The organism is Bacillus cereus group sp. MYBK195-1, assembly GCF_051916605.1.
GTDB lineage: Bacteria > Bacillota > Bacilli > Bacillales > Bacillaceae_G > Bacillus_A > Bacillus_A cereus.
Window position 1 is genome coordinate 122,657 of the sequence record NZ_JBQAGZ010000004.1, and the last position, 14,492, is coordinate 137,148.

The following is a 14,492-nucleotide window of genomic DNA, read 5'->3' on the forward strand; positions in this document are numbered from 1 at the left end:
ATCTAATTAGATATGCTATTGATAACAGGAAGGTCATAACAGAGCATTTAAAAGTTATGTGTTCTCAAAATGAGACCTTTTTTAATTGAGTAGTCTTTTTTTATTTTAATATTTTGATGGTAAAAATAAAAGTGATACAATTTGTCTATAATATCAATAGGGTATATGGAGGAATTTTAGATGAACGAATTAGCTAATCTTAAAGCGTTGAGAGATGATATGAAGTCAAAAGATGAAAATTTTGATATTTTTAAATTTCAATATAAAAAAAGAAATTACTTTGTGATAGTAGAGGTTTTTAATCGAGATGAAAAACCTCGATATGCGCTTGCAAAATTAATATTTTTACGTGCTAACAACGTAGCAGATAAGTTTGAAACATGGGCACAGTCGAATGGATTCTATAAAAATGATACTCAAAAAACCATAAAGTTTTTTGGTATTGAATATGGAAGTATAGGTACTATGTTTCAATCTCTATACACAGCATTAGGTGAGGTAATACCCAAAAGTTTTAATAAAGAGAGAAAAGATGAAAGAGATAACAAAACTGCTCTAACAGAGCATGTTATAACTAGTGATCCAAAAGACCCGAATAAAAAATATTGTTTTGGTGTAGGGAGAACTAGAGGTAATCGAAGTGCTTATAATGCTGAAAAGACTAAATTGCTGAAACCAGAACTTTATGAAGCTTTAGGGGAATATAAGGAACTCAGTTTTTTTTATTCGACAGATAAAAGCGAGGAAAAAGATAGTGCTACAATAATTGCTAATTTTACTGAAAGAAATAAAAATAGATAAAAAAGGAATGTTTCCAGTTCTTAATATGAATTGAAATGTATAATAGTTTTTATTTTACTAGGGTTTGTCAGTACTGAAAGCGCTTTTTCTGATATGATCTAGTAAGAAAGGCAGATAAAACTTTACTAGAACATCAGAGAGTAAGTGATTAAATGGCAGAAAACGAGCATATCATTGCCATTGAATATATTGAAATGCATATTCGCGAATTCATAAAATAAAGCACCCTGTACTTTACAAGGTGCTTTACTCATATTTTCAATTCTACGCACGGCGGTGCGGATATAAATTAACTACGTTTTGAAATCAACTAACGCAAGTATAAATAAACTCAAATTTTGTACAAAGTCCATTTTATAAGGCTAAAACGCTGTAAGTTTATGTAAGTAAAATGGTAGATTACATCATACCAATGTAATGATTATATTGCTGAGCTAGGTAAAAGGCATGCGTATGGTGTATGAACAGCATGCTCCCAGATAAAAAAGGGAATCCATATCTAGAAGCACATCATGTGGAAGTGCTATCAGAAGGCGGGAAAGATACAATTTGTAACACTGTTGGAGTATGTGCAAATTGTCATCGAAAGTTGCATGTTTTAAGCCTACATGAAGATGTTGCAAAATTAGAGGGGAAGCTAAAGCGGTATAAACAAGAAGACGAGAAGTAAAGAGTTTAAGTATTGAATAAGATGTGAAAGAAGTGACGATTCATGAAGAAGAAAGTATCGGTTGTTGGAGCTGTCATTTTTAATGAGAAAAATGAAGTACTATGTGCATTACGTTCTCCTAAAATGTCATTACCGAACTATTGGGAGTTTCCGGGTGGGGAAATTAATGAGGGGGAAATGCCGCAAGAAGCATTGGTGCGTGAGATTAAAGAAGAACTAGGATGTTTGATTAACGTAGGTGAAAAAATAGAAGAAGTGGATTATGAGTATGAGAATATTATAGTTCATCTAGTTACTTATAAGGCAAACATAAAGTCCGGTATACTTAAAGCACTTGAGCATGCAGAACTCAAGTGGGTTCAAGATAAAAAATTATTAGAGTTAAAGTGGGCACCTGCGGATATTCCAACTGTAAAGATATTAAGCTTATTGTTTTAATGTCTATTTAAAATTCTGCTTCAGCTTACTTATGTGTAAATAATTAAACTGAGTAGTTATCTATTGTTATTTTTATTAAATACAGAAATAAAGTTGGATTTATTAGTGTTAGAAACGCCCCTATAAATTAGTTATTTAGACAAAAATTTATTAAAGATGATAGAAGGTGAAATTTTATGGGGATTTATCGAGTGCCTGATTCTGTTTGGTTGGCCACAGCAATAATGGCTTATGAAACTTTTCATGAGTCAATTAATCCAACTTCAGAAATGATGTATTTTGAGCAAGGAGATATACAGAGGAAAGCTCAGGGTCTATGTAAACAGAATGTGGATAACGCAAGGATTTCACAATGGTGTACTGCAGATCATGCCAATAGTACATATAATTACCTATGTTCAGGAGATAGTTCTAAAAGACGTTTATCATTTCAAGATGAATTCGGTGGAAATAAGGAAGCGCCAGATTTAAAGCTAGATAATGTAGTAGATACTAGACTAGGTCCAAAAGTAATTAAAGAGATAATAAAGTTTATTAATAAGGAATATACTTTGTTATTTGCTAATAATACTTTTCAAACAGGTGATATTAAATGTACATCAATCTTGGATTATCTTGACGATTATGGAGAGCGGCACTATGAAAGCCCTGAAAAAGCAGATCAATATAAGAAACCTCAACTTTTAGAGATAAAGACTGCAGGTGGAGCTGCTGTTAAAGAACTAGATAAAATGGCCGAATTATGTGAGAGACAGTTTGAATTACAGAAGTATGGTTCTTCTAAATGGTTAAATGGTGGAAACAATAAAGTTAGGAAGTACCTATGGAGGCAATTGAAACTTAAGGGCCATGAGGATTGTCCTACAAGTATATCTTTATTTGCAGAGATAGTTGAAGGGAAAGCACGTTTTAAATTTTCAGTGGAACTACACGAGGCACAGAGCAAGAAAGAAGATTATATGGAGCATCATAGGATATTAGATAAGGATATATTAGATCCGTCAGACAATTTAATATATATTTTAAGTGGTAATAGTTCTGAAGATGAAATGAAAGATTTAAATTTATCAACAAAAGAAGTTAAACAGTATGTTGATAACGGGACATATAGAAAAATTCAAATTGCTCGGATTATTACTAGAGATGATATCGAAACTGAACTTCATGATGATAACGGGATCATACATGCAATGTTGACAGCCGTTAACGCCTTAATGCCTTATTATGGGCTTGTTCTCGGTAAGGATATTAATAAACGCTCTATAAAGTATCCACTAAATAGAGGTAAAGATGGTATGAGCTCAGTTGATGGGAAGGGGAAATTCAAAGTGTTAGAGGAGAACAAAAACATCATTTTATATGGTCCTCCTGGAACTGGTAAGACATATAATACTATAATTTATGCTGTAGCAATTGTTGAAGGGAAATCATTTGATGATATTAGTAGTGAAAAGTATAGTTCAGTTTTTGAAAGATATAAAGAATACAAAAATCAAGGAAAAGTTGCATTTACTACTTTTCATCAATCATATGGGTATGAAGAGTTTATTGAAGGTATAAAGCCACAATTGGCAGCTTCTGATGATGAGACAACAGAGAACTTAGAATACAAAATAGAGTCTGGCACATTTAAAAAATTTTGTGAGAGAGCAAAGCGTATTAAGGTTCAGACTGCATCACTAGGAATTAATTCTAATCCTACTATATGGAAAGTTTCTTTAAAGGGAAGCGGTAACAATGAGGTTAAAGATGACTGTTTTAAAAAGAATAGGATAAGGATAGGGTGGGCAAATAGAGACAAAGTTTTAACAGATGAGTCCATATTCCAATCAAATAAAGAAAAGGGTATTTTAATGTACTTTCAGGATGAAATGAAAGTTGGTGATATAGTTCTGACTTTGTTAGATCAAGAACATATTGATGGAATTGGGATTATTACTGGGGATGCTGAATGGCTTGATGATGGTGATCATTATCCTAGAAGTAGGTCAGTTCAATGGATAGCAACTGGAATTAAAGAAAATATTATAACTGTAAATCAAGGGACTAAGTTGACAAGTTCAACTGTTTATAGACTCGACAAGATTGATCAAACGGCAATTCATAAGATGATTGAGAAATACTCAATAAATAAAGATGTCGTTATAGAAGAGAATAAAAGTAACCATGTGTTTATAATTGATGAGATAAACAGAGGAAACATTTCTAAAATATTTGGTGAATTAATTACTTTAATTGAATCCACTAAACGTTTAGGAGAAAAGGAAGAAATAACAGCAAAATTGCCATACTCAGGAACTGAATTTGGTGTACCAAATAATGTTTTTATTCTTGGGACTATGAATACCGCAGATAGATCTATTGCATTAATGGATACAGCATTAAGACGAAGATTTAAGTTTATGGAAATGATGCCTAAAGTAGAAGTACTAACGGGAATTAAAGTTGGTGGAATTGATATTGCGAGGATGTTAAAAGCGATAAATGCAAGGATTGAATTTTTATATGACAGGGAACACACTGTTGGTCATGCATACTTTACATCACTTGCAAAAGAGCCAACATTAGAAAAATTAGCTGACATCTTCCAAAACTCAATTCTTCCATTAATGCAGGAATATTTCTATGAGGATTATAGTAAGATACAACTTATTTTTGGTGATAATGCAAAGGATGATAATGTTAAATTTATTAAGGATGAGTCATTTAAAATAATGGATATTTTTAAAGGTAATCCGGATGTTGACTTACCTGAAAAGAGATATATCATTCAAAAAGAGGCTTTTTATAAAGAGAAAAGCTACATTCAAATATATGAGTAGAGTGTGAAGAGCTTATGCAGAAGTTGTTGGAAGTTAGAGAGTATGACTCGATTACATGTAATATTGAATTACAAGATAATAGTCAATATAAGTATCTGGATGAAGAATCATTTAATCAATTAGAAGACCTTATTCTTTCCTTCAGCATGTAATGTGGGTTGCATGAGGATATGCTCAACCAGAAGCTGAGTGTCTAAGCAGAAGGGAGCTAGGGAAAGAGTAGTATGGTTAACGATAAGTGAATCTCTATAAGCATCGTCACCACAGTCGTTAGATAAGGCACGGTTAAGCTAACGTTTTATAGGTAGGGAAACTGTTCTCCCCTGAACAGTTTCATTGCAACCCATAAGCCTATCGGTGTATTGGAGAAACCTAACCTACTCATATCTGACAGAAGTCGAACTTGGTAAGTCCAATTGGGGTCCTTCATTGAAGGTAAGTCTAGCGTAAGCGAAACCCAATTCCCCAAGTGGATATAGGAAGTTGGAGCAAGCGAATGTTACCTTGCCGAAAGGCAACAGGAATCGGAAATAACTGGGTGAATAATGCCATTTGGCATAACCTGAAAGGGTGCTGACTTCCAACTGGTATGCAACATGGTAATAAAGCGTTGAAGAATTAATTGAAAGGATGGTAACAGTCGATGAACACTTCTACTAAGAAGTCCGCATTACCAGACATTACTGATTGGAACGACATCAATTGGTTAAGTATCAGTCAGTATGTAGAGAAATTACAGCAACGAATATACCATGCCGAACGTCTTGGAGAAATCCGCAAAGTAAGAAACTTACAAAGGTTGCTAATGAGGAGTCAAGCCGCACTTCTTCTATCAATTAGGAGAGTAACTCAAATTAACAAAGGCAAGCGGACTGCGGGTGTTGATGGATATAAAGCTCTGACCCCGTATGAGAGAGTCGAACTTTACAATATCATGAAGGGTATGAATATTTACAACCATAGACCTAAGCCTGCTTATCGCACGTATATTGAGAAAAAGAACGGAAAACTCAGACCTCTTGGGATACCAACTATTAAAGATAGAGTCTATCAAAATATCGCTAAATTAGCACTAGAACCACAATGGGAAGCTAAATTTGAACCCACCTCTTATGGCTTTAGACCAAAAAGGAATTGTCATGATGCGATTGAAAGGATCTTCAATACGATTGGAAACAAAAAGCAATGGATTTTCGAAGGTGATTTTAAAGGATGCTTTGACAATCTAAATCATGACTATATTCTTCAACAAATCAAAGGTTTTCCAGCATTAGATGTGGTAGAAAAGTGGCTGAAGGCAGGATTTGTAGACAACAACGTATTTCATACGACAGAGAACGGTACTCCACAGGGAGGAATTATATCACCTCTACTAGCAAACATTGCATTGCATGGTCTAGAAGACTTACTAGATATTAGCTATCGTGAGGTAAATAGGAAAACAAAAGTAACCTATGAAAACCGTTCTAAATTTGCAGTAGTAAAATATGCAGACGACTTCTTAATCTTATGTGAATCGGAAGAAGATGCTAACGGAATGTATAAAACCCTAGAACCCTATTTGGAAACTAGAGGTTTAGAGTTAGCAATGGATAAGACGAAAGTTACTCACATTGAAAAAGGATTTGACTTCTTAGGATTTAATATACGAAAATATAAAACTCATAATGGTAGTAAAGTTCTTATCAAACCTTCTAAAGATAGCATTAAAACGGCGAAAAGAAAGCTTGCAGATAAAATTAGACAACTTTATGGCAAAAATGTTCAAGTGCTTATCAGTACACTGAATCCTATTATTATAGGGACGGCAAATTATTGGAGTCCAAGTGTAGCAAAGGAAATCTTCTCCGAAATGGATTTCCACATCTGGAAAATCCAATACAAGTTCCTAAGAAGGCTCCATCCAAAGAAGAGCTGGAATTGGATTAAACATAGATACTATAAGCTAGACAAAACAGGGCAAAGTAAAAATAAATGGATACTAACAGACCCTATCACTAATAACCAACTCAAAAGAATGGCATGGACACCTATAGTAAGACATGTACAGATAAAGCATGATTATAGCCCTTTTAATACTGAACTCAAAGAATACTTTGAGAAACGTGATATTAAAGAGTTCGATAAAAACAATGTGGCGTATAGACAGAAATTAGCTAAAAAACAAAAATACAAATGTCCTTTGTGGGGTCATTCAATTACAGACGGCTCAGAAGGTTTAGAAACACACCATAAAACCCCAAGAGTCAAAGGCGGTACAGATGAATATAAAAATCTAGAGTTAGTCCATATATCATGTCATTTAGAATACCATAAGGTATTCCCTGCAAAAGGAGATATTCCAAACGATGCTCAATTTAGAGCAGTTAAGAAATATATCCGTAATAAGAAACTTTCAGGACTAATCTAGCAAGGCGTGGATAAAGGCATGCTTGAGCCGTATGTCAGGAAACTGACACGTACGGTTCTTAGGGGGGAAAGGAGTGGTAACACTCCTGACCTACCCGACAAAAGATGGAGATAACTTCAAAGTCTTACCTATTGCTATCTTCAGGCCATAGTATGGAATCTCAAGAAGATGTTGAAGTAACTAAGCGATTAAAAGAATGTGGAATTATTATTGGTATCCCTGTACTCTTATCTTAATCAAAAATATAGGGCAAAATTAGATTGGAGCTGAAAATACTCATGTATCTAATTTTTGCACTATGTTATTTTAGAATTTGTTTTAAGTACTTTAAAATGTGGCGAAAATTAATTATATGTAGTCGGATTTCTAATTTTGTAAAAGTAGATTATAAATTGGAGTTTATTTCTAAAAAGTCTCTTTTCTAATTGTGCATTATATAAATTTAAATGGTTTTTATAAAAATAAAAACAAACCCTTCTTTCTAAGTGCTTTAGAGAAATAAGGGTTTGTTTTTTTTACTTTCCTTGAGTTTGGTCATAAGTACAATTGTTATTTAATTTTCTAGATATCTGTATAACGTAGATTTACTAATTCCTGTTTCATCTTTTATTTGAGCTAGGCTATAATCCCCACTTTGATACATAATAATGGCGCGTTTTACATTTTCATCAGGTTTTCTTGGACGTCCTGGATTAACACCTTTTTGCTTAGCTTCATATAACCCTTTTTTTGTCTTTTCACTTATTACGTCACTTTGAAAATTAACAAGGTGTTTAACAATATGATTGAATTGATATCCAGCCGAATTGCTTGTATCGATGCCTTCGATCAGAGATTGAAAATAAGCACCTTTCATATCAATTTGTTCGATTAACTCCACTAAATGACGTGTCGAATCCGCCAATGCAAAAAGCTTTGTAACAACTATTTTATCCCCTTGTTTAAGGTTATTTATCATATTCTGGAGCTGTGTTCTTTTCTTCGCCGATGAATGTTCCTCTAAAATGATTGTTGCACAGTTTACTGTTTCTAAGTTTTTTAGTTGGTCTTTGCATTTTAGATCATCTTGATATGGTCTCATATATCCAATTAACATACTTGTTCTCCTAACAGTTAAGACATTTCTTTTATCATACCATAACTTGGTCTTGTAAAATTAGTATCAAAAAGGTTCCTTTTTGGGACGATAAATGTTAGACTGTTTTTATTAAATCGTGAAAGGGGCTTTTATGAGACTTAAAAGCCAAAAAATAAATGATATGAGGTGTATAAAACAGTGGTAGAAAAATTAAAAACAGAATGGTTTTCAAATGTTAGGGCAGATATCCTTGCGGGGATTGTGGTTGCACTAGCATTAATCCCGGAGGCGATTGCATTTTCCATTATTGCAGGGGTAGATCCAATGGTAGGGTTATATGCATCTTTTTGTATTGCGGTAATCATTGCATTCGTAGGTGGACGTCCTGGAATGATTTCAGCGGCAACTGGTGCAATGGCACTACTTATGGTTCCTTTGGTTAAAGAACATGGGCTAAATTATTTATTAGCAGCCACAATTTTGACAGGTGTTATACAAATTATTTTTGGGGTATTCAAAGTAGCAAGATTAATGAAATTTATTCCACGTGCGGTCATGATTGGTTTTGTTAATGCATTAGCAATTTTAATTTTTATGGCTCAAGTACCGCACTTTATCGGCATTTCTAATCTAACATATGTATTTGTTGCAATTACATTAGCAATTGTTTATATCGTACCTAGATTTATTAAATCTATTCCAGCGCCATTAATAGCTATCGTATTGTTAACAGCCGTAGCAATTTTTATGCATCTAGACTTACGAACAGTTGGTGACTTAGGAGCGATTACAAGAACATTACCATCATTCTTTATTCCAGACGTACCATTTACGTTTGAAACGTTACAAATTATTTTCCCATATTCAATCGCATTAGCAATTGTAGGCTTATTAGAATCTTTATTAACAGCATCCATTGTAGATGATATGACAGGAACCGATAGCAATAAGAATCAAGAATCAAGAGGACAAGGAATTGCCAATATTATTAATGGTTTCTTTGGTGGTATGGCAGGTTGTGCAATGATTGGGCAATCAGTAATTAACGTAAAATCAGGTGGACGTGGTAGATTGTCTACGCTAATTGCAGGATTATTTTTAATGTTTCTCATCATTGTGTTAGGAGATTTAGTTGTCCAAATTCCAATGCCTGTTTTAGTAGGTATTATGATTATGGTCTCCATTGGTACATTTGATTGGTCTTCTTTTTCTTATTTAGTAAAAGCACCAAAAAGTGATGCAGCAGTTATGTTAGTAACAGTTATTATCGTGGTTGCAACGCATGATTTATCAAAAGGTGTAATTGCTGGTGTGTTACTAAGCGCACTATTCTTTGTCTCTAAAATTTCAAAGATAAAAGTAACGAAACGACAAATTGATTCCTATATAACATTTGATGTAGAGGGTCAATTATTCTTTGCGTCAGTGGAAAGTTTTTTAGATGCATTTGATTTCAATGTTAAAAACAGGAGTATTATTATTGACTTCTCAAATATCCATGTTTGGGATGATTCAGGAGTCGGGGCTATCGATAAGGTAGTTATTAAATATCGTGAAAACAGTAATATTGTTACTATACAGAATTTAAATTCTTCTAGTAAAAAACTCGTAGAAAAATTAGCTGTATATAATAATCCAAATAGGAAAGCTTCATCTCATTAATCCAGTATTGGGAGTGAAAATCATGTATAAAAAAATACTATTAGCTGTTGATGGCTCTGAACATTCCTTACGTGCAACACAAGAGGCAGTCAAAATCGCTTCTTTAATAAATGATTGTAAAGTTGAAATTGTATTTGTGGTTGATTTTTCAAAAGCAAAGAACGAAGTTCTTCATGCGCATGGAAAAGAAGAATTAGAGTTGTCACGCCGTAAGAGACTTTTACCCATTGAGGAAAAATTGCTATCGGCTGGTGTATTTTATGAGATTAAGATCTTACATGGGGAACCTGGACCAACAATTGTAGATTATGCGAATAAAGGGAGTTTTGATTTAGTCGTGTTAGGTAGTCGAGGACTTAATGCCTTACAAGAAATGGTACTAGGAAGTGTAAGCCATAAAGTTGCAAAAAGGGTACAGTGCCCTGTACTGATTGTGAAATAGCATATAACGTTCATACTATTCCTGATTTTAAAGATTGTTCTTTTTAAATCAGGAATTTTTATAATTAGATATAAAGGAGTTGGAACATGGAGAAAATAGAAGTTGGGAAAACAAAGGTTTTTGCTTTAGGGGGACTTGGAGAAATTGGAAAAAACATGTATGTTGTTGAATACAACAATGAGATTCTTATTATCGATTCTGGGTTTAAATTTCCTGAAACAGAATTATTGGGGATTGACTATGTTATACCAGATTACACGTATTTAGAAAGAAATAAAGATAAAATAAAAGGTCTGTTCATTACACATGGACATGAAGATCATATTGGTGGAGTTCCTTTTTTATTTAAGCGCATACAAGTACCAATATATGCTGGGAAATTAGCCACAGCACTCATTAAAAGCAAGTTAGAGGAACATAATATCCGTCATGTTGAAATAAGAAATATTTTTGATGAAACAGAGGTTGAATTTCAACACACGAAAGTCCGGTTTTACCGAACAACACATAGTATTCCCGATGCATTTGGCGTGGTAATAACGACTCCAAACGGAAATATTGTACATACTGGTGATTTTAAATTTGATTTTACACCTGTTGGTACAGAGGCGAATCTACACAAGATTGCTGAAATCGGCAAGGAAGGTGTATTGTGTTTACTATCCGACAGTACAAATAGTGAGGTTCCTGGTTTTTCAATGTCAGAAAAAAAGGTTGGGAAATCTATAAAAGAGATTTTTTCAGAAGCACAAGGACGTATCTTATTTGCGACTTTTGCATCAAATATTCACAGATTACAACAAGTTGTAGAAGCTTCTATTTTGTATAATCGTAAAATTGTAGTTGTAGGAAGAAGCATGGAAAAAACAATTCAAATAGGAAAAGATTTAGGGTATATCCAAGCCCCTGACGACATATTCGTTGGAATACATGAAATAAATCATATTTCAAGTCATCAAGTAACAATTATATGTACAGGAAGTCAAGGGGAACCCATGGCAGCTTTATCTCGAATTGGAAATGGAAATCATCGCTATATTCAAATTATCCCTGGAGATACTGTTGTGCTTTCTTCCTCTCCGATTCCTGGAAATGTATTAAGTGTTAACAGAATTGTGAATCAATTATACCGAGTAGGTGCAAATGTAATCCATCACAAAATAAGTGATATTCATACATCTGGACATGGTGCACAGGAAGAACAAAAATTAATGCTCAAACTTTTAAAACCGAAATACTTTATGCCTATTCATGGAGAATATCGTATGCTAAAAAAGCATGTGGAATTAGCTATGGAGTGTGGTGTCCCTCAGGAAAACTGTTTTATTATGAACAATGGTCAAGTATTAGAAATCTCTGGGAGAGAGGCAAAAATTAGTAGTGAAACTATTCCTTCTCAAGCTGTATATGTTGACGGGAGTGGTATAGGTGACATTGGAACCATTGTATTGCGTGATCGTAAAATACTGTCAGAAGAAGGAATAATTATTATAAGTTTAAATTTGGATTGCAAACAAAAGAAGGTAGTATCTTCTCCAGCAATTGTTACCAGAGGTTTTGTATATATGCGTGAGTCAGAAGAACTCATAAAAAAAATGGAAACCATTGTAGTTGATTGTGTATTTGCTTTACTAAATGAAGAGATAACAAATTGGGGACAAATAAAACAAAAGCTTGTAGAGGTGTTAAGTCCATTCTTATATACTGAAACGGGACGGCGTCCTATGCTTCTACCAATTATTATGGAAGTGTAGCAACCTATTCTATAAAATTTAGAATTTAATAAAAAAATGATAGAAACACTTGTTTGTATTAGGCGAATCTGAGATAATATAACTATCGTGAGTAATTGCTAATCGAATTGAGGAAAATGGGGGATACAGATATGAAGAATATCAACGAAAGGGGATATTCAACCATTTTATAGCAATCGAGGTGATTACATATATGATAAGAATTTGCTACAAGAAAAATGGTGAAGATACAGAAATGTATTTTGAATGTAATTTCAAAAATATAATTCCTGTATTCACAACACCACCAGTCATCATTGAACTTATCAAACAATTATTTTTTTAATATATAATAAAAACAAAAAGCTAATCTCCTGTATAGTGAGATTAGCTTTTTGTTTAACAATTACCTGTTTCAGCGGATTGCTTAATACATTCACTAATTTCACAATCAACTTGAATTAGTGAAACAAGTCCATCTTAGAAGTCAAAAGATTTTGTCTGGAGAAACTATTTTCTGTTTTTCTGTTTTTGTAAGTTAAGTATTAACTCATTTTATAATTTGGTGAAAAACATAAGCTACTTTTTGAGCGAATAGTATTGGATTTTCAATTGAGCTAAAATGCACAAACATAAGTAATGGGTCCATAAACAACCAATGATTATGTAGGGAGTTAACAAATATTCCTTGCTGTTGTAGAAGTGATGTAAAAGGATATACCTCTTCTTGCCTTAAAGCAGTTTCTCCTAAATTTAAAGCATTTCCCTGTTCATCTAGGCTTTCAAATGAGAACATAGCTCCAATGACATGATCAGATACAGCATTCCTTCCCATAATCGAGGTATGTAAATTATTTCTTTTTATTTTTACTGAGCAAACTCCGTTCTCGATTGTATGTTTCCCACCTAAAATTTGTCCAAATTGTTCGCATAAAGTATATATATTAGGCATGAACATTGCTCCTTTTAAATAAGATTTATACTATAATTTTTATTTAAAAGGAGCAAGACATAGAACAGATAATGAACCCTTCTGAAATGAAAAAATATAGCTATAAATTTAAAATAAAATAGCAGCTCTCAGGAAACTACTGAGCATTCCTTCTTAATGCATACTAAGATTTTAGATTTTGGAAGTTTGAAATAACCTATAAATAATTTTATTGACTATTTGCTCCACAGCATTTAGTAATGAATTTTTATTTTTGTTTATTATAGAGAGTCCTGTGTTATACTCATCCAAATTAAACTTATTTTCTATATAATCAATACTTTTTATCATGTGTTGATAAGCGTTTGATATTTCATCTAACCCTTTTATAAGGATGGAATGTTCTTTTAGTATGAAGTTTGGAGGTATTGTTTTTTTTAGAGTTCTCAAATTTTTATCAAGATTCTTATTGTATGTCACTAATTTTTGATGCGTATCTTCCCCATAAGAGTTAGAAAGTAAAGCTAATTCATCAGATGATTCAATAAGAATTAAACCTATATTTTGTAAGTGTTTTCCGTATTCCGTGAGGTTAACGTTCATATACATCTTCCTTTCAATGGTGGAAAGAGTGTGGAAGGGATTTTTTATCCATGTATTTATTGAGTATACATTGTACTTTGTCAACCAAATCACATTGTCTATTTGATTTTTGATTAATAATTTTATTTATGGTTGAGGTTATACTATGCACCACTTTATATTTAGGTGAATACATTTCTTTTTGTATATATTGTCAATTAAAGTGCACCCTAAAAAATAAAAATGTTGTATATAGAAGGGTGATAATGTGAATTTTATTTGGCAATCGTTAATTTTAATTCTTGCGGGAATTCTGTTATTAAGAATTGCAGGAAGAAAATCAATCTCACAAATGACTTTAGCACAAACTATTGTCATGATTTCAATAGGTACAATTATTGTTCAACCCATCGTAGAAAAAAGTGTTAGTAAGGCTATTGCTAGTGCTTTTATTTTTGTAGTTACTGTTATTCTTTTGGAGTACTTTCAATTAAAGTCTAATGCTTTTGAAAAATTTATTACTGGTAAATCTAAAGTGGTAATTGAAAACGGTGCACTTAATATTTCAAACTTAACTAAACTACGGTTAACAGTCGATCAGTTAGAAATGCGTTTACGTAATCAAGGGATTTCTAAAATAGAAGATGTAAAAACAGCGACACTTGAGCCTAATGGTCAATTGGGATATGAATTGAAAGATGATGCAAAACCTTTAACAGTAAGGGATTTTCACAAATTAATGCAATCTTATTCTACTAATAATAAGTCCCTATGCGATATATATTATGAAGAGGAAGAAAATAATAATATATTTCAAGAAGTAAAAAAAACAAATAACCAGAATCATAAAAAGCTTAAATAAAATTTTTTTATCATGCCTTGGTTTAGGGATAAAAGAATTTAGTTTTAATTAATATGCTATG

13 protein-coding genes and 1 pseudogene are annotated in these 14,492 nt (G+C 32.9%); 11 read left to right on the forward strand and 3 right to left on the reverse strand.

What is annotated here, in order from left to right; genetic code table 11:
* Positions 1-180: 180 nt before the first annotated feature.
* The 7 genes and pseudogenes from ACTFRY_RS19170 to ACTFRY_RS19200 all read left to right on the forward strand — a co-directional run.
* On the forward strand, positions 181-801 hold the full coding sequence (locus tag ACTFRY_RS19170) for a DUF6037 family protein (protein ID WP_327964515.1): 621 nt from the start codon (positions 181-183) through the stop codon (positions 799-801).
* Positions 802-1,261: 460 nt separating this feature from the next.
* Positions 1,262-1,471, forward strand: coding sequence for an HNH endonuclease (locus ACTFRY_RS19175; RefSeq protein ID WP_440032376.1), 210 nt, complete (start codon positions 1,262-1,264; stop codon positions 1,469-1,471).
* A 42-nt stretch (positions 1,472-1,513) separates the two neighbouring features.
* Complete coding sequence (locus ACTFRY_RS19180; RefSeq protein WP_440032377.1) at positions 1,514-1,909, forward strand: (deoxy)nucleoside triphosphate pyrophosphohydrolase; 396 nt, start codon at positions 1,514-1,516, stop codon at positions 1,907-1,909.
* A gap of 176 nt (positions 1,910-2,085) precedes the next feature.
* Positions 2,086-4,731 carry an AAA family ATPase gene (locus ACTFRY_RS19185; protein WP_440032378.1) on the forward strand — a complete coding sequence of 882 codons (2,646 nt, stop codon included), beginning with the start codon at positions 2,086-2,088 and terminating at the stop codon, positions 4,729-4,731.
* A gap of 14 nt (positions 4,732-4,745) precedes the next feature.
* Positions 4,746-4,883, forward strand: a complete 138-nt coding sequence (locus ACTFRY_RS19190; protein WP_440032379.1) for a hypothetical protein — start codon at positions 4,746-4,748, stop codon at positions 4,881-4,883.
* Between the two features lie 491 nt (positions 4,884-5,374).
* Positions 5,375-7,141 (forward strand): group II intron reverse transcriptase/maturase, encoded by a 1,767-nt coding sequence (gene ltrA / locus ACTFRY_RS19195; RefSeq protein ID WP_440032380.1) that lies wholly within the window; start codon positions 5,375-5,377, stop codon positions 7,139-7,141.
* 140 nt (positions 7,142-7,281) lie between these two features.
* Positions 7,282-7,377 (forward strand): annotated as a pseudogene (locus tag ACTFRY_RS19200) (JAB domain-containing protein); the annotation flags it as partial.
* A gap of 317 nt (positions 7,378-7,694) precedes the next feature.
* On the opposite strand, the gene ACTFRY_RS19205 reads toward ACTFRY_RS19200, so the two are convergent.
* Positions 7,695-8,237, reverse strand: coding sequence for a recombinase family protein (locus ACTFRY_RS19205; protein WP_098405497.1), 543 nt, complete (start codon positions 8,235-8,237; stop codon positions 7,695-7,697).
* 180 nt (positions 8,238-8,417) lie between these two features.
* Between ACTFRY_RS19205 and ACTFRY_RS19210 the strand changes: the two genes are divergently transcribed.
* The 3 genes from ACTFRY_RS19210 to rnjA all read left to right on the forward strand — a co-directional run bounded on the left by ACTFRY_RS19210 (position 8,418) and on the right by rnjA (position 12,077).
* Positions 8,418-9,881, forward strand: coding sequence for a SulP family inorganic anion transporter (locus tag ACTFRY_RS19210; RefSeq protein ID WP_440032381.1), 1,464 nt, complete (start codon positions 8,418-8,420; stop codon positions 9,879-9,881).
* 22 nt (positions 9,882-9,903) lie between these two features.
* Positions 9,904-10,323 (forward strand): universal stress protein, encoded by a 420-nt coding sequence (locus ACTFRY_RS19215; protein ID WP_440032382.1) that lies wholly within the window; start codon positions 9,904-9,906, stop codon positions 10,321-10,323.
* Positions 10,324-10,409: 86 nt separating this feature from the next.
* A complete protein-coding gene (rnjA, locus tag ACTFRY_RS19220; protein ID WP_440032383.1) occupies positions 10,410-12,077 on the forward strand; it encodes a ribonuclease J1 in 1,668 nt (555 codons plus the stop codon).
* Positions 12,078-12,606: 529 nt separating this feature from the next.
* On the opposite strand, the gene ACTFRY_RS19225 is transcribed toward rnjA, so the two are convergent.
* The gene (locus ACTFRY_RS19225) at positions 12,607-13,008 is read right to left on the reverse strand and encodes a DUF1259 domain-containing protein (RefSeq protein ID WP_440032384.1); all 402 of its coding nucleotides are present in this window, start codon (positions 13,006-13,008) and stop codon (positions 12,607-12,609) included.
* A gap of 171 nt (positions 13,009-13,179) precedes the next feature.
* Positions 13,180-13,590: a hypothetical protein gene (locus ACTFRY_RS19230; protein WP_440032385.1), complete on the reverse strand. Its 411-nt coding sequence runs from the start codon at positions 13,588-13,590 to the stop codon at positions 13,180-13,182.
* 247 nt (positions 13,591-13,837) lie between these two features.
* On the opposite strand from ACTFRY_RS19230, the gene ACTFRY_RS19235 reads away from it, so the two are divergent.
* Positions 13,838-14,431 carry a DUF421 domain-containing protein gene (locus tag ACTFRY_RS19235; RefSeq protein WP_440032386.1) on the forward strand — a complete coding sequence of 198 codons (594 nt, stop codon included), beginning with the start codon at positions 13,838-13,840 and terminating at the stop codon, positions 14,429-14,431.
* Positions 14,432-14,492: the final 61 nt, after the last annotated feature.